A 14,946-nucleotide genomic window follows, 5' to 3' on the forward strand; every position below is an offset into this window, starting at 1 on the left:
TGCCCCCGGACCCCCGGGATACTTTTAGCCAGATGAAGTTCTGGATCTAGAATTCTACGGGGCCGTCGAGTTCGTGGACCTGCCATGGCAGGCCATGGGTGTTCAGCATGTCCATGAAGTCGTCCGGGTCCAGCTGTTCCATGTTCCATACGCCCGGCTCGCGCCAGTTGCCTTTCAGGACCTGCGCGGCGCCGATCATGGCGGGGACGCCGGTGGTGTAGCTGACGGCCTGGCTGCCGACCTCGGCGTAGCAGTCTTCGTGGTCGCAGATGTTGTAGATGTAGTAGGTTTTTTCGCCCGAGCCGTCTTTGGCTTGCCCTGTGGCGATGTCGCCGATGCAGGCCTTGCCCTTGGTTTCTGCGCCCAGATCGCCGGGGTCGGGCAGCAGGGTTTTCAGGAATTGGATCGGGATGATCTCTTTGCCGTCATGCATCACCGGGTCGATGCGGGTCATGCCGACGTTTTCCAGCACCTTGGCGTGAGTGATGTAGGCATCGCCGAAGGTCATCCAGAAGCGGGCGCGCTCGATCTCGGGGAAGTGGGTGCTGAGGCTCTCCAGTTCCTCGTGATACATCAGGTACATATTCTTGGGTCCGATGGCGGGGAAGTCGAATTCGACCTTGTGGGTCATGGCCGGGCTGTGCTGCCATGCGCCGTTTTCCCAGTGACGGACCTCGGCCAGAACTTCGCGCAGGTTGATCTCGGGGTTGAAATTGGTGGCGAACTCCTGATCGTTGCTGCCGCCATTGGCGTCCAGCACGTCGATCTGGCGGATCGTGTCCAGCTTGTGTTTCTTGAGCCATTTGGCAAACACGCTGGTCACGCCCGGATCGAAGCCCGAGCCGAGGATGGCGGTCAGGCCGGCGGCCTTGAACCGCTCCTGATAGGCCCATTGCCAGCGGTATTCGAACTTGGCTTCGTCCTCGGGCTCATAATTCGCAGTGTCGAGGTAGTGAATACCGGCCTCGAGGCAGGCGTCCATCAGGACCAGATCCTGATAGGGCAGGGCGAGGTTGACGAGGATTTCAGCGCCGGTTTCCTTGATCAGCTTGACCGTGTCTTCGACCTTGTAGGCGTCCAGTTCGGCGGTCTTGATCTCGACACCGACGCGGTCCTTCACAGCGGCGGCGATGGCGTCGCATTTCGATTTCGTGCGGCTGGCCAGAGTGATCTCGGTGAAGATGTCCGAGTTCATCGCCATCTTGTGCACGGCTGCGTGGGATACGCCGCCAGCGCCGACAACCAGTGTTTTGCCCATGGTCTGTCTCCTTCTTATTCGTAATAGGTGTAGCCGTTGATGCTGTCGCGATAGGCGCTCATCAGGGTTTTGCGGTCCTTGGCTTGCAGAGTACCGGTCGAAATCGCCTCGTCCACCATCTTGCGGAAGGCGGCGACGCAGTCGGCGGGGTCAAACTCGACATAAGACAGGACTTGACTGATCGTGTCGCCCTCTTGCTCGTCCAGCAGGTCAAAGCCGCCATCGGCGCGCAGGTCGATGGTGACCACATTGGTGTCGCCAAACAGGTTGTGCAGATCGCCCAGCGTTTCCTGATAGGCACCGACGAAGAAGACGCCCATGAAATACTCGCCCTCGTCGGGCAGGGAGTGCACCGGCAGGCTGGGCGAGACGCCGTCGGCCAGAATGAACCGGTCGATCTTGCCGTCGCTGTCGCAGGTGATGTCGGACAGGACCGCGCGGCGGTCGGGCCGATCGTTCAGGCCCTGCAGGGGCACGATCGGGTGCAGCTGGTCGATGGCCCAGACATCAGGCAGCGACTGGAACAGCGAGAAATTGCAGTGGTAGATATCGGCCACTTTCTCAAGCTGATCGTCCACATCCGTGTCAAGATCGTCACTGGCCGCCAGCGCCTTCAGGCGGGCCATCAGCGACAGGTAGATGCGCTCGGCGCGGGCCATCTGGCGCAAATCGACATAGCCGCGGCGGAACAAGGCGCGGAGTTCGTTGCGATAGAAGGTGGCGTCGTTCCAGCATTCCTGCAGGCGGTCTTTGCTAAGGTAGCCGTGTACGGCGGCGAGGTCCGAGACCAGATGGTTGTCGTCAGGTTCCACATCCGGCGCGGTGGGCGCATCGTAGAGCGTGGTTTCCAGCACGTTGAACACCAGCATGGATGAGGTCGCCACTACGGCGCGGCCGCTTTCGGTGACCAATGTTGGGTGCGCAATCTCGGCCTCGTCCATGGCATAGGCGACAGTTTCCACGACGTTGGCGCAGTATTCTTCGACCGTGTAGTTGATCGAATTTTCAGCCGCCTTCTTTTCACCCGTATAGTCCACGCCCATACCGCCGCCGAGGTCAAGATGGGTCAGCGGCACGCCTTCACGCGTGAGTTCGGTGTAGTAGCGGCAGGCCTCACCAACGGCGCGGCGGACGTCGTTCACGTCCTGCACCTGGCTGCCCAGATGCGAGTGCTGCAGCTTGAGGCAATGCAACAGACCCGCCTCGCGCAGTTTGTCCACGGTGGCGACCAACTGATCGGTGTTCATGCCAAAGGCGGAGCGGTCGCCCGAGCTTTCTTCCCACTTACCGCTGATCTGGTTGGTCAGTTTCACTCGCACGCCGATCAGAGGTTCGATGTCGAGTTCCTTGTAGACCTCGATCACCGTATCCGCCTCTTTCGGGCTTTCCAGAACGATGACGGTATTGAACCCGATCTTGCGGGACAGGATCGCCAGTTGGATGAACTCGGCATCCTTGACGCCGTTGCAGACGATCAGAGCCTCAGGGGCCAGCCGGTGGGCCAGAGCCACGACCAGTTCGGGCTTTGATCCGGCCTCGAGGCCATAATTGTATTTCTTGCCGAACTCGACGATGCGGTCGACCACCTGCGCCTGCTGGTTCACCTTGATCGGAAACACACCGCGATAGGGGCCTTTGTAGCCCACCCGCGCGATGGCGTCGGCAAAGCTCTCGTTCAGATGCGCGATCTCATGTTCCAGATACGAACTGACGCGCAGCAACATCGGCGCCTTGATCCCACGGTCATCCAGATCGCTGAGGATACCGGGCAGGCTGATCGCGTCCGCCTCGGGCGCCATCGGATTGCGCAGACCGATCTCGCCTTGCTCCGTCACCTCGATGAGGCCTTTGCCCCATTTCTCAACCCCGTAGATGGAATGCGGTGCGTCGGGCGTCTGTTTCAATCAAGTCAGTCCTTAACCAAGGGGTGCCGGTTTCGCGCCCGCCAATACGGCAGCAGTTTGATTCTTCCAAGTGTAAACTATGTGACAGTGAAATCCGAGTTTTACGCAGGTTGGCGGATCGGGATCAGGTGGTTGTCCCACTGACACTTTGCGTGGGCCTGGATCGCGGGGCGCGTGTTCGTCACGGTGCCAAACAGTCCGGTTCCCGTGGTGAAGACCAACCCGTTTGCCCCGGAACCGAGGCCGCAGACATCCTGCAACGCGTACGCCGTTTGGAATGCGCGGCTGGCCACATCGAACGCGTGCAACGCATTGCCGCGTGGGCAGGTGATGGCGATTGTTTCGCCATCTTGGGAAAATGCGATGCTGCCCGCATAGCCTTGAAGCCCGCTCTGGTCCGCTTCGGGCGCGGCCAGCAAGACCGGGCTTTCGCTGCGACGATGCAGTCCCAGAAGCGGCGGGTGTTCTGCCGTACTGCCCTGCCATTGCATTGCGAACCCGACCAGCCCGTCGGGGCGCACCGCCAGATGGCGGATCGAGTTCTTGTGCAGCGAGCGTGGCAGCTCCACCTGTTCCAGAACGGTCCCGGACAGATCGACATAACTGAGGTTTGGGCGCATCGTTGGCAGGTTCAGCTTGGTTCGACCGCTGTCGGGGTGGGTCTCGATCCCGCCATTGGCGACCACCAGCGTCTGGCCATCGGGCATCAGGCAGACGTCATGGGGACCGATGCCGCCCGAGGAGACTTCGCCCAAACGTTCGAAATTGCCCGCGTCCCAGATGCTGATCAGGCCTTGCCCGGCTTCGTAGTCGTTTTCCGTTGCATAGAACCGGGACCCGTCCGCCGAGAAGGTGCCGTGGCCGTAGAAGTGCCGCCCTTTGGGGGCCTGAAGGCGGGCCAGTTCCGTGCCGTCGGCGCAGTCGATCACGACGGCATAAGTGCCGGGGCGGCGGGCGAAGGCGATGGCTAGGGCTCGGAAGGGGTGAGCGGCGGCGGCATGTCCGCGCGCGGGTAAGGGCAGGGCGAACAGGATATCCCCATGCTGGTCCAACCCCGCCAACCGGTATGTCCCGTCGGGGAACAGGGCCGCGGCCAAAAACGCGGGCGCACCAACGGAGGCCCAGCCCGATAAGGGCGTCAGGGTTGAGGCGGCGAGACCGGCCAGAAAGCTGCGGCGACTGGTCATAGGTCAGTCCCCGTCCAGCGAGTTGAAGCCCGCGCTGATCCCCAAGGCCGGGCCCAGCTCGGTTGCTGTAATCTCGCGGATATCGTTGATCGCCTGTTGCAGCGCTTCGATGCGAAAGCGACTTTGGGGCGAGGCGACCCCGGCCAAGGCAGGATCATCAATAGACCGGGCGCTGTCGATGGCGCGGGCAAACCCCGCATCCAGATCGGCTGCGATCTCTGGGTGGTCCACAGACAGTCGCGTGGCCAGATCGCGCAGCGCAATCAGGGACAACTCCACATGCCGCAGGGATCGTTCGGACCGTCGCGCTTCAGCCCGGTTGGGACGGGGGCGGTCGAAGGTTCCAAGCGGGCGGCCCAGACGTGTATCGGCGGTGAACTCAAGACCGGTGGACAGGGCCCGGAACAGTTCCTGCATCGCCTCGTCCTGTGTGCGATAGGGGCCGTCCTCGCCAGGTTGCATCAGGGTGGGCGCGTAGGATTGCCAATCCACGTGGATGTTACCTGCGTTGCGGTCGATATCAGTGGCAATGGCCTGGATCAGCGCGCAGCGATAGTCGGCGTCGCCCTGATCCGCAAAAGCCAGGTCGAACAGCATCCGTTCCAGTGCAAAGAATCCGCGCCCGGCGATGGAGGTCTGGGCGAACGCCTCGGGGTCTTCGACCGCCGTATCTTCGGCGGCGATAAGTTGAGACAGGGCTTTCGGCGTGAACCCCTTGGTGTCTGGCCAGAAGGCCAGTGCAAAGGCGCGGTCCTCGGCTTCGGTCGGGCCGAACCTGAGATGGCTGGCGGAAATCCAGGCATCAAAAGCGGTGCCGTAGGCGGCAAGGAGGGTGTCTGACCCGGCTGTGCAATCAGACTGCGACGCTGTCATCAGGGTTTCGGTCGCCTGCGCCAGATCGTCAAAGCGGGGCAGGATATGGGCCCCGGTCACGTCCTCAAGAACAGCCGCGCGATCCTGCGCCTGTGCCGCCAGCGGCAGGAACAGAGCAATGAGAAAGGTAGACAGACGCATAGTTTACAGGCTTTCCAGAAATCGGATCAGGGCATCCCGGTCGGCTTTGGGCATGGAGACGACCGTATCACGGGCAGGCTGGGCCTCACCCCCGTGCCACAGGATCGCTTCGAGCAGAGTGCGCGCCCTTCCGTCATGCAGAAACTGAGTGTGCCCCGAGACGCGTTCGGTCAGGCCAACACCCCAGAGCGGCGGCGTGCGCCATTCCTGGCCGGTTGCGCGGGCCTCGGGGCGGTTGTCGGCCAGACCCTCACCCATGTCATGCAGCAGCAGATCGGTATAGGGCCAGATCAGTTGGAAACTGTGCTCGGGCCGATCCTCCATGCGGTGGGTGACATGGGAGGGCGTGTGACACGCGGCGCAGCCGGTTGTGTGAAAGACTTCTTTGCCCCGCAGCACCTGCGGGTCGCCTACATCGCGGCGACCGGGGACGCCCAGATTGCGGCTGTAGAAGGCGACAAGGTCCATGCCGGTCTGATCGATCTCGAACGCGCGCACGTCGTTGTCCCCATGGGGGGCTTGCAGGCAATTGACCTGCGCATCGGTGCAATCCCCATGCGGTGCCGGGTAGAGCGGGCTGGAGATGCCGATATCCCCGGCAAAAGCCGCCGACGATTGCTCCATGATGGTCGGCATACCCGCCTTGTGGCCGAACCGGCCCATCATCGGCGCGCCGTGTTCAATCGACCATACGATATTGGCCCGCCCCGAGATGCCATCGCCGTCCGCATCATCGGGGTCGGCTCGGGCCAGCAGGTCCTGGACCGGGATCGCCTCTAGCAGACCAAGCCCGATCATCTGCGGTGCAACACGCGGGCTGAGCATCGCGTCCGGGTGCAGCGGCCCGTAGCCCAGGTCAGCCGCTTCGTAAGTCGGGCGACGCAGGGATGCGGTTTCGCCGTCGGAGAGTGCGACCAGTATTTCTTCGTAGGTGATGTCCAGCCGGTATTCCGCCGGGTGCCCGGCCAGCGCGAAATCCTGCATCTGGCCGCCATAGTTTGGCTCGGGCAGGGTGGCGATATAATCCGCGATGTCGGCGTAGCCATCCTCGGGCGCGCCAGGGATGGACACCCTTAAAAACATTGAAACCGCGTTATCGTCCGGCCCGTTCGGGGTGTGGCCGCGCCCGTCTTTGATGTGGCATCGCTGGCAGGACCGCGCATTGTACAAAGGGCCCAACCCGTCCGAGGCCAATGTCGAGGACGGGGACGACACCCAGATTTTCTTGAACAACCCGTTGCCGACTTTGAAATCCAGTTCCTGCTCGAAACTCAGAATGCCCGAGGGCTGCGAGAATGCATCTGCATCATTGCGCACGCGGACGGTTGCGGCCCCGGCGGACAGCTCTTCGAATGGTTGCGGTGCATAGAAGTCCTGCGGTGGCGCGGTCACAGCGGCGATGCGGGCGCGTTCGTCTTCGGTGCGGGGAAGAGGGTTCAGGTGCAGGTCCTGCAGCTCGGCTGACAGGGTGGGGGTGGCCACAAACGCGGCCACCGTCAGGGCGAAGAACCTATTCTTCCCCGTCCATTTTCGATGCATTGAGTTGCGCATAATTGGCTTCGCCAATCCTTTCATACAGGTCGAGCTGCGTTTCGAGGAAGTCGATATGGTCCTCTTCATCGGACATCAACTGTTCAAACAGGCCCATCGAGACGAAATCACCCGCCTCGCGGCAATACTCGCGGGCTTCCTTGTACAGCGCGCGGGCGTCGATCTCGGCGGCCAGATCGCATTCCAGTGTTTCTTTTGGGGTTTGGCCGATGCGCAGCGGATCCAGTTTCTGCAGGTTGGGATGGCCTTCCAGAAAGATGATCCGTTCGATCAGCTTGTCCGCGTGCTCCATCTCTTCGATGGATTCCTCGCGGCTTTTCTTTGCCATGTGGCCGAGGCCCCAATCCTCTTGCAGGCGGTAGTGCAGCCAGTACTGGCTGACCGCAGTCAGTTCATGCCGCAGAGATTTGTTGAGGTATTCGATGACCTTCGGATCGCCCTTCATCTGACTTCTCCTGTGTTACTCCGGCACGTAAGGCCCGGAGTTGCATTGGGACTTCCAGATTATCGGAAGACCGCATTGTGTCTAGAAAAAGAGGCATGCACCCGCCGCAATCCGCTGATTTTCCAAGGGCATGGTATATCTTGCCGGGGGTGATCACCGCATGCGGGTCCGCAGCCCGCATCCAGTCGATCGCCGCGCGAATTTCGTGGTCCGAGATGTGTGTGCAGTGGCAGACAATCATGGTTTTGACTGGTGTTTTTGTTTTCTTAGTTATTTTGTAGGGTATCTATCCCGGATGCGGTTTGCGATGCAACTTCTCAGGGTTAGTAAAGCCAGAGGCATGTTGTCGCGCACGCCTCTGGCCCGGGGGTCAGAGCCTACTGGAAGACCGCGTTCGGGTTGTCCAGGCTGTCAGAGCCTTCGAATTCGAGCTGATCCAGTTCCAGTGCCGTCACAATCCGCTCGATGGTCTTGGTCTGGTCAATCAGGCCGTTGACGCCGCCCATGATCAGCAACTCGCCGCCCTCGTTGCCGCGTTCCAGCATCTGGTCATAGGCAAACCCGGCTTCGGCAGTGGATTTGATACGGCCCAGAGCCTGCATCGTGTTGGCCAGCTTGACCTTCATTTCCGCGTCCAGCGCCGGGTCCGTTGAGATGACCAGATCGGCCAGCGATGCGCCGGAAACCGGGGTTCCGTCGATGCGGGTATAGCTGCCCAGATACACGTTCTGGATGCCCAACCCGTCGTAGTAATGGCTGTTATGGGTGTTGTCCGAGAAGCAGTCATGCTCTTCCTCGGGGTCGTTTAGCATCAGGCCAAGACGCATCCGCTCACCGGCCTGTTCGCCATAGGACAAAGATCCCATGCCGGTCAGGATGGCGCTGACCCCTGCATCCTCGTTCTCGGTCAGGGCCGCGCGGGCTGCGCCGCCTTGTATCCACTGGTCGGCCATCCATTCCAGATCGCTGACCAGCAGGTCGGTGGCGGCGCTCAGATACTGCGCGCGGCGGTCGCAATTGCCGCCAGTGCAGGCATCACCCGACGCATAGTCGCTGGCCGGGCGGTTGCCCGCACCCGCGCCGTGGCCGTTCATGTCCTGACCCCACAGCAGGAATTCGATAGCGTGGTAGCCGGTGGCGACATTGGCCTCGATCCCGTCGGCCTCGTGCAGGGTGTCGCTCAGCAGTTCGGGGGTGATTTCGCTGGCGTCGATAGTATTGCCCGATAGCTCAAAGCTGGGGTTGGCAATGACGTTCAAAACAGCGAACTCGTTTTCGTCGGTCGCACCGCCATAGGCCGCATCGACATAGTCGATCAGGCCTTCATCCAGCGGCCATGCGTTCACCTTGCCTTCCCAGTCATCGACGATGGCGTTGCCAAAACGGTAAACCTCGGTCTGCTGATAGGGTACACGCGCAGCAACCCAGGCGGCGCGGGCGGTGTTGAGCGTGGCGTCCGACGGGTCGGCGATCAGGGCGTTGACAGCGGCCTGCAGGGATTGGGCGGCGATCAGGCTGTCTTCGAACTTGGCTTCGGCGATATTGGCATAAGTCTCAAGCACATCGGACTTCGCTGGGGCATCGGCGGCGAGGGCCGAGTTGGCAATGCACATGGTCAGCGTACTGGCGGCGGTAAAGAGCTTGGTCATGGAACGCAGGTCTTTCTTGTCAGGATGGGGGCTTAGCCCAGGATTTTGATTTGACAGATAACTGAGTGATTTACTCACCTATGTCAACCTGAGTTTTATTGTCGGAAATTCCGATGTTCTCAGACCCGCGAGATTTGGCTAGGCAAATTCTGCCGATACCGGGCAGATGGGTAAAGTTGCATGACTGCCGAATCGGCATAGACTGATAACGATGATTCGTCTTTTGTGGTGACTGGTTAATGAGGAAAGTGTTTCTTGCTTTGGCCCTGTGCGCTTCGGCGCATGCCGTTCAGGCCACGCAAACGGAACCCCAGCATCGACACGGGACCGGCACGCTTCATATCGCCTTTTCCGGGGCTGAATATGCATTGTCGCTGGTTGCTCCGGGATTTGATGTCGTTGGATTTGAACATGCCGCCGCCAATGATGACGACCGCGCGTCGGTTGCAGTTGCCATCTCGGACCTTTCGAAACCGCTTGAGCTGTTCCTTGCCCCTGCCGAGGCCGGGTGCTTTGCCATGTCCGCGAATGTGACCTTGGTCGCTGACAGCGTGGCCAGCGATGAGGTATCACCCACCCAACAGAGTGATCCGGAAGCTGCGGCTCATTCGGAATTTCAGGCAGACTACGTGATTCAATGTCAGGATATCGGCGCGCTGGACACTATTGAGTTTGCTTATTTTGATCGATTTGAACGTGCGGAAAAACTGGATGTTAGGGTGGAACTGGCTGGCGATGAACAAAGCTTCGAAATGACACGGGAACGGCGGCTATTGGACGTAGAAGCACTGCGCTGAACATGCTTAGACGGCTGACCTTTTGGGTTGTAAACTAAGCAAAAAAACCCTGTTTCGAACCAAAGCGTAACGTCGGCTCGATCCGCTAAAGTAAATAGTTCGCAAGCCCGGCCAGACATGTTAGCGTCTGGGCCGACGGCAAAACCCGGTCTTAATTTGAGACGAGACGGCGATATGGTTGGTGAAGGTACAAAAACGGTAACGGCGTTGTTCGCGGATATTTGTGGTTATACGACCATTATCGAACGCGACGAAGCCAGGGCCGTCCGGCGCACCCAGCGCGCGATCGAACTGATCTCATCCCTGATTGTGGATTACGGTGGGTCGGTCGAACATATCGCCGGCGACGGTGTGCTGGCCTTTTTCGAAAGCGCCGATGACGCTTTGAATCTGGCGGTGTCGGTTCAGCGGGAAATGAGCAATGACAGCGTCTGGAACTGCGGAGAGTCCCCGATTGCCTTTCGCATCGGTTTGAGTTTCGGCGATCTTCTGCAGACCCGCAACGGATTGCTGGGCCATCAGTTGAACATCGCGGCGCGCCTGCAAAGTCTAGCACCGCCGGGCGGCATTCTGATCAGTGAAGATGTGAAGGCGCAGATCAACGACAGTTCGGATGTTCGGTTGCGCCCGCTGGGTAAAAAGAAGCTGAAGAACCTCAAGCAATTCGTGAATGTTTTCGAGGTCGCGCTGGACGTTCCTGCCACGTCCTCAGGCATTCAGTTGCGGGAATGGGAAAGAAACTCACCGCCGCCCTCGCCGAACTCGGTTGCCGTTCTGGATCTTCAAAACACCTCGGGTGACACCGCGAATATCCATCTCTGTTCGGGTATTACGGCAGATATCATCTCGAACCTGACGCGGTTTCATGACCTGCACGTCATTGCGCATCGGTCTTCGTCTATGTTCGACCAGTCCGCCCAGACCACATCCGAAATCGCCGAAAGCCTGGGCGTCACCTATCTGATCGCTGGCAGCCTGTTGCGCAGTGACCGGCGGATCATGGTGCATGTCGAACTTTTGGACGCCACCACGGGCCAGTCGCTGTGGGGTGAGCGGTTCGATGGTGTGATCGAAGACGTGTTCTCGATCCGCACGGAACTGACCTCGCTTATCGCCGCGCGCCTGTCGCAGGAGGTCACAAGCGCCGAGATACGTCGCTCGGTCAGTGCGGGTGAGGATCAGTTGCAGGCCTATGGTCTGTTGCTGCGTGGCCGGTCGGTCTATGGCCGACCGTCGCGTTTGAACAACGTGCATGCGCGCGGGCTGTTCGAACAGGCGCGCAAGGCCGACCCGACCTTTTCCCGCAGCTATGTCGGTATTTCCCGAACCTTGAACGACGCGTGGCGTTTTCATTGGATTGATCCGCCTGACGCCGCCCTTCGGGACGCGCTGGCTCAGGCGGAGCGCGCCGTGAAGCTGGACCAGACTGATGCAAGGGGGCACGCCGCCGTGGGCAGTGCGCTGATCTACCTGCGCGAATACGACCAGTCCCTTGGAGCCTACGAGCGCGCCATCAAGTTGAACCCGAACGATGCCGATGTGCTTGCGGAAATGGGGCATTCGGTCTGCGTCTGCGGCAATCCGGACCGAGCGATTGAACTGATCAAAAAGGCAATGTCGCTGAACCCGCATTACCCGGACTGGTATCTGTGGCATTTGGGCGAAGCGCATTTCGACAAATCCGACTATGCCGAGGCGATCCGTATCCTCAGCCAAATGAGCGACCGGACCGAGGCACATCGGATGCTGACCGCAAGCTATGCCTTGATGGGCGAGAACCAGCTTGCGATACGCTCGGCCCGCGAATTGCTGGCCAGTCACCCCGAATTCTCACTCGATCACTGGAGCAAGGTCCCGCCGGACAAAAATCCCGAACCCAGAGAACGTCTTATGGCCGGGCTGAAATTGGCGGGGCTGAAATGAAAACACCTTTTCAAGCCGAGCCCTTTTCGGTGGCGCTCAACAGCCGCGCGGCCTGCGTTGATCTGCGCCCGGGCGCTTTGGCCGACCGCGCCTTTTGTCATCAGTTGTATCTGGCCTGCATGAAGCCGCTGCTGACCGAGTTGGGGGCGTGGGATGCCAAACGGGTCGATGCGACGTTCGACCGTTATTTCGACGCCGAGGAAATCAGCGTCGCCCGTCTGGATTGCAAGGATATCGGGTATTTGCAGGTCACGATTGCAGACGGCGCGATGCATCTGGATCAATTCCACCTGTTGGCACAGTATCACCGCCGCGGCATCGGCACCCGTCTGCTGCGCAATGTAATCGCCGAAGCCCGGACGCGTGCGCTACCGCTTCGACTGGATTTGATCCGTGGAAACCCTGCGCGCAGTCTTTACACGCGCGAAGGGTTTAAGATCACCCATTCGGATGAGACGAAGCATTATATGACTTTGAGTCACGACCTGTGAGGGTGACTAAAGAGAACCGACCGCGCCCGTCAGAAGGGCGGTCTATTCGAGATTTTGAAGAAAACCGCTTTCTTTGAATCTGGCTTGCCGTTAACGGTCTGCGTGATCTCAAGCTTTAGTTCGCTGTTATCGGTTGCGCCGGTGTCGCTTTTGACCGCTTGTATGTTGCCAATCGTCTCAACCGTGACAATCAGTTGTCCGTCGTCAATCAGTTTGGGATCAATAGTGACCGTGGCCCCGGAGAAATCGGAGTTGTCTTTTCTCAGAATCTTTCCGGTGGTGGTGGAGTCCTCCCTTTGAAAGGCACCTTTGACTGTGTAGTCCCGCACGGTTGCAATTTTCTGGGGGTCGGGTTCGTTTGGGTCGATTATGGAAACCAGACGTTCCAGATTGGGTGGCCGCCGCCGTTTGACTGTCACCGGTTGCAGATTGCGTGAAATCTGCCTGAGGAACATTTCAATGTTTTGAAAAACCTTAACATCCTGAGAGCTTTCCGCTTCCGACGCTGTTTCAGTTGCGCCAGAATCAGGGGTCGGTACGTCAGTATCGGTCATAATAAATCCAACCTGTTTAGGAAGTTGAAAAATCTAGCTGGTCATCAAGTTCAGTCGCTGTTTCCGCCGTAGGCCTTGCCGCCGCTATAAGCTTTGCCGCCGCTATAGGCTTTACCGCCGCTATACGCTTTGCCGCCGCTATAGGCCTTACCACCGCTATATGCTTTGCCGCCGCTATAGGCCTTGCCGCCGCTATACGCCGAGGCCGGATCGTTTACTTCCGCAGCGAGCAGAATATCTTCAAGCGGGCCCGCGCTTGGATCAAGGCGGATAGAATAGTCGCCTTTGTCGAAAGCCCAAGCTCTCATGTCATCCGCGAAGGTCCAGCCTCGGGCATCGACACCGGTTCGGTCCACAGGGCCCGAGGTGCGTGCAAAACGGGTTGCTGCGTCGCCTTCGGGGCCTTCGACAAGCGTTCCCTTGCCGTGCACCAGGAAAATCTGGGGACGCGCAAGCTCATAAAGGTGCGACTCGTAGCTGTAGCAGTAAATCCGCGCAAATCGCGCAAGCCGCTTGTCCTGCCCGTGATAGCGGAACAACTGTTGGGCCAGAAAACTGTTCCCGCCCAGAAGTGGCGGCTTGCCCTCTTCGTCCAGATCGTCAGGGTGTTGATCGTCATCCAGAGGCTGCTCGGCTATCTTGAACTCAAGGTCCGTAACAACCCGGCCGAACAGGACGACTTTGGAAAGACTAAGTAAGCTCTCGGTCATTGTGATAACCCCCCATTATCAATTTGAAAAAATGTTAACCTTGGTAACAGTGGCGACAGCCTGAGGCAGTTTCGATTCAGAAACAAGGTTTTTCCTGCATTTTCGCCCCTTTAGCCACCGCGCGCCAGCATGTAACGGGTTCGGTAGGGTGTGCATTTATGTGGGCGAAATGACGTATTTTCAGGGACATAGGTTCGGTCGGAAAAGGCGTGGCTTTCTTCGTCGGGCGGCGTCTGCCTTGGGCCAGCAGAAACGATACCGATTCCGCGTCGGGCCATGTTCACTTCGATGATTCGGCCAAAACGCCCCCCCGTCAGCGTTTCATCCGCCCCGGTCATGACGTGCCGGAAATCCGCATAAGTCGGGACGCCAGGCAGGCGTACCCATGTCAGGGCCAGAACGTGCCCCAGATAGTCCCGCGCGCGGTCCAGAGCCTCGGCAAACCCCTCGGGCGATTTGGCATAGCTGGCGTCGAACATCGGCTGCAGGATCTCGTGGTAGTTGGGATCATCCTCAAGCCGGTCCGACAGATCTTCAAGCTCTTCGGCCATCAGACCGGCGGCCAGCAATTCCTCGTGAAACACATCGACGAGAATGTCGAAGAACGCTGCCGTCAAGGGTTGGGACAGGTCATGTTCGCTGGTCCAGCCCTGCTCGAACTGCCACATGTTGGAATCGTTCGACACCAGACGCAGTTGTTCGAAATCCGAAACCTCGGCAAAGCGATTGAGTTGGTTGAAGGAGTAGAGGTTGCCTTTGCTCTTCTCCAAAAGATCGTCTCGCGCGGATTCGAAATGCATCAGCGCGATCAGAGACACCATGTCTGCCGCAGATTCGTGGAACCCGAACTGTTCGCCATCCATATCCGAGGTGTCGGGCATACCCACGGCGCTGTAGACGATCAGGTGCCCAAGCTCATGCGCGATCACATCGAAGCTGAGCGCGAAATCCATAAAGTCGCCATTCTCGCGCGTGTAGGACCCAAGCTCGATCGAGCCGTACCCGGCATAGGCATTGTCGAGCCCCTTGAGGAGAACGATTTCCAACTGGTCGTATTCCGCGCGGAAATGAAACGGGATTTGGCCACCGAAATACTCTTCCCAGATGTCCAGTGTGAAGCGGACGCTGCCAAAGGCATGGGCCTGTTCGAATTCGCGTGTTTGAAAGTCAATGTGATCGAAATGCCCCTGCGCGTCCGGCAGGGCGGGCGGATGTGATTGGCCGTCCCATGGGGGTTTGTAATGATCCGGCAGCCCGTTGGGGCCGGGGTAGAAGCCATAGGGCAGTTGCTTGTCGATCGGATAAACGGCGTAGAGCCGGTCATCCGTCGGGCCCGGCCCAACGGAACCCGCGGGCGAGGACACCCAGACCGTTTCAGCAAACCGCCCCTCTTGCGTGGTGGGCAGTTGCGGGAACAGCAGGAAACGCGTGCCGGGATGGTGATCCATTCAATTCAGCCCTTC

14 protein-coding genes are annotated in these 14,946 nt (G+C 59.5%); 3 read left to right on the forward strand and 11 right to left on the reverse strand.

Annotated features, from left to right (window positions below):
- Positions 1-46 precede the first annotated feature (46 nt).
- From ACR0JN_RS00005 to ACR0JN_RS00040, 8 genes are all read right to left on the reverse strand, one after another.
- On the reverse strand, positions 47-1,258 hold the full coding sequence (locus tag ACR0JN_RS00005; protein WP_480883257.1) for a saccharopine dehydrogenase family protein: 1,212 nt from the start codon (positions 1,256-1,258) through the stop codon (positions 47-49).
- Between the two features lie 14 nt (positions 1,259-1,272).
- Positions 1,273-3,162 (reverse strand): biosynthetic arginine decarboxylase, encoded by a 1,890-nt coding sequence (gene speA, locus ACR0JN_RS00010; RefSeq protein ID WP_480883259.1) that lies wholly within the window; start codon positions 3,160-3,162, stop codon positions 1,273-1,275.
- 101 nt (positions 3,163-3,263) lie between these two features.
- The gene (locus ACR0JN_RS00015; RefSeq protein WP_480883261.1) at positions 3,264-4,349 is read right to left on the reverse strand and encodes a DUF1513 domain-containing protein; all 1,086 of its coding nucleotides are present in this window, start codon (positions 4,347-4,349) and stop codon (positions 3,264-3,266) included.
- Positions 4,350-4,352: 3 nt separating this feature from the next.
- On the reverse strand, positions 4,353-5,363 hold the full coding sequence (locus ACR0JN_RS00020; protein WP_480883263.1) for an imelysin family protein: 1,011 nt from the start codon (positions 5,361-5,363) through the stop codon (positions 4,353-4,355).
- 3 nt (positions 5,364-5,366) lie between these two features.
- The gene (locus ACR0JN_RS00025) at positions 5,367-6,902 is read right to left on the reverse strand and encodes a di-heme oxidoreductase family protein (RefSeq protein ID WP_480883265.1); all 1,536 of its coding nucleotides are present in this window, start codon (positions 6,900-6,902) and stop codon (positions 5,367-5,369) included.
- Positions 6,874-7,359 (reverse strand): bacterioferritin, encoded by a 486-nt coding sequence (bfr, locus tag ACR0JN_RS00030; protein ID WP_480818659.1) that lies wholly within the window; start codon positions 7,357-7,359, stop codon positions 6,874-6,876. Before bfr ends, ACR0JN_RS00025 begins: the two co-directional genes overlap by 29 nt.
- The gene (locus ACR0JN_RS00035) at positions 7,307-7,600 is read right to left on the reverse strand and encodes a (2Fe-2S)-binding protein (protein WP_480883267.1); all 294 of its coding nucleotides are present in this window, start codon (positions 7,598-7,600) and stop codon (positions 7,307-7,309) included. The genes bfr and ACR0JN_RS00035 overlap by 53 nt, the downstream gene beginning before the upstream one ends.
- A gap of 136 nt (positions 7,601-7,736) precedes the next feature.
- On the reverse strand, positions 7,737-9,008 hold the full coding sequence (locus ACR0JN_RS00040) for an imelysin family protein (RefSeq protein ID WP_480883269.1): 1,272 nt from the start codon (positions 9,006-9,008) through the stop codon (positions 7,737-7,739).
- 239 nt (positions 9,009-9,247) lie between these two features.
- Here ACR0JN_RS00040 and ACR0JN_RS00045 point away from each other — a divergent pair, with 239 nt between their 5' ends.
- The 3 genes from ACR0JN_RS00045 to ACR0JN_RS00055 all read left to right on the forward strand — a co-directional run bounded on the left by ACR0JN_RS00045 (position 9,248) and on the right by ACR0JN_RS00055 (position 12,219).
- Positions 9,248-9,805, forward strand: coding sequence for a ZrgA family zinc uptake protein (locus tag ACR0JN_RS00045; protein ID WP_480883271.1), 558 nt, complete (start codon positions 9,248-9,250; stop codon positions 9,803-9,805).
- 174 nt (positions 9,806-9,979) lie between these two features.
- The gene (locus tag ACR0JN_RS00050) at positions 9,980-11,728 is read left to right on the forward strand and encodes a tetratricopeptide repeat protein (RefSeq protein ID WP_480818655.1); all 1,749 of its coding nucleotides are present in this window, start codon (positions 9,980-9,982) and stop codon (positions 11,726-11,728) included.
- Complete coding sequence (locus tag ACR0JN_RS00055) at positions 11,725-12,219, forward strand: GNAT family N-acetyltransferase (RefSeq protein WP_480818654.1); 495 nt, start codon at positions 11,725-11,727, stop codon at positions 12,217-12,219. Before ACR0JN_RS00050 ends, ACR0JN_RS00055 begins: the two co-directional genes overlap by 4 nt.
- A gap of 29 nt (positions 12,220-12,248) precedes the next feature.
- On the opposite strand, the gene ACR0JN_RS00060 is transcribed toward ACR0JN_RS00055, so the two are convergent.
- From ACR0JN_RS00060 to ACR0JN_RS00070, 3 genes are all read right to left on the reverse strand, one after another.
- A complete protein-coding gene (locus tag ACR0JN_RS00060; RefSeq protein ID WP_480818653.1) occupies positions 12,249-12,773 on the reverse strand; it encodes a hypothetical protein in 525 nt (174 codons plus the stop codon).
- A gap of 50 nt (positions 12,774-12,823) precedes the next feature.
- Positions 12,824-13,483 carry a hypothetical protein gene (locus tag ACR0JN_RS00065; RefSeq protein ID WP_480818652.1) on the reverse strand — a complete coding sequence of 220 codons (660 nt, stop codon included), beginning with the start codon at positions 13,481-13,483 and terminating at the stop codon, positions 12,824-12,826.
- A gap of 110 nt (positions 13,484-13,593) precedes the next feature.
- Positions 13,594-14,931, reverse strand: a complete 1,338-nt coding sequence (locus ACR0JN_RS00070; protein WP_480883273.1) for a gluzincin family metallopeptidase — start codon at positions 14,929-14,931, stop codon at positions 13,594-13,596.
- Between the last annotated feature and the right edge of the window lie 15 nt (positions 14,932-14,946).

It is taken from the genome of Ruegeria sp. G12, from assembly GCF_056533565.1.

Excerpts from the sequence above, each read along its gene's own strand:
- ACR0JN_RS00005 (WP_480883257.1), bottom strand. The coding sequence starts at position 1,258 with ATGGGCAAAACACTGGTTGTCGGCGCTGGCGGCGTATCCCACGCAGCC.
- ACR0JN_RS00015 (WP_480883261.1), bottom strand. The coding sequence starts at position 4,349 with ATGACCAGTCGCCGCAGCTTTCTGGCCGGTCTCGCCGCCTCAACCCTG.
- ACR0JN_RS00020 (WP_480883263.1), bottom strand. The coding sequence starts at position 5,363 with ATGCGTCTGTCTACCTTTCTCATTGCTCTGTTCCTGCCGCTGGCGGCA.
- ACR0JN_RS00025 (WP_480883265.1), bottom strand. The coding sequence starts at position 6,902 with ATGCATCGAAAATGGACGGGGAAGAATAGGTTCTTCGCCCTGACGGTG.
- bfr (WP_480818659.1), bottom strand. The coding sequence starts at position 7,359 with ATGAAGGGCGATCCGAAGGTCATCGAATACCTCAACAAATCTCTGCGG.
- ACR0JN_RS00035 (WP_480883267.1), bottom strand. The coding sequence starts at position 7,600 with ATGATTGTCTGCCACTGCACACACATCTCGGACCACGAAATTCGCGCG.
- ACR0JN_RS00040 (WP_480883269.1), bottom strand. The coding sequence starts at position 9,008 with ATGACCAAGCTCTTTACCGCCGCCAGTACGCTGACCATGTGCATTGCC.
- ACR0JN_RS00045 (WP_480883271.1), top strand. The coding sequence starts at position 9,248 with ATGAGGAAAGTGTTTCTTGCTTTGGCCCTGTGCGCTTCGGCGCATGCC.
- ACR0JN_RS00050 (WP_480818655.1), top strand. The coding sequence starts at position 9,980 with ATGGTTGGTGAAGGTACAAAAACGGTAACGGCGTTGTTCGCGGATATT.
- ACR0JN_RS00055 (WP_480818654.1), top strand. The coding sequence starts at position 11,725 with ATGAAAACACCTTTTCAAGCCGAGCCCTTTTCGGTGGCGCTCAACAGC.
- ACR0JN_RS00060 (WP_480818653.1), bottom strand. The coding sequence starts at position 12,773 with ATGACCGATACTGACGTACCGACCCCTGATTCTGGCGCAACTGAAACA.
- ACR0JN_RS00065 (WP_480818652.1), bottom strand. The coding sequence starts at position 13,483 with ATGACCGAGAGCTTACTTAGTCTTTCCAAAGTCGTCCTGTTCGGCCGG.
- ACR0JN_RS00070 (WP_480883273.1), bottom strand. The coding sequence starts at position 14,931 with ATGGATCACCATCCCGGCACGCGTTTCCTGCTGTTCCCGCAACTGCCC.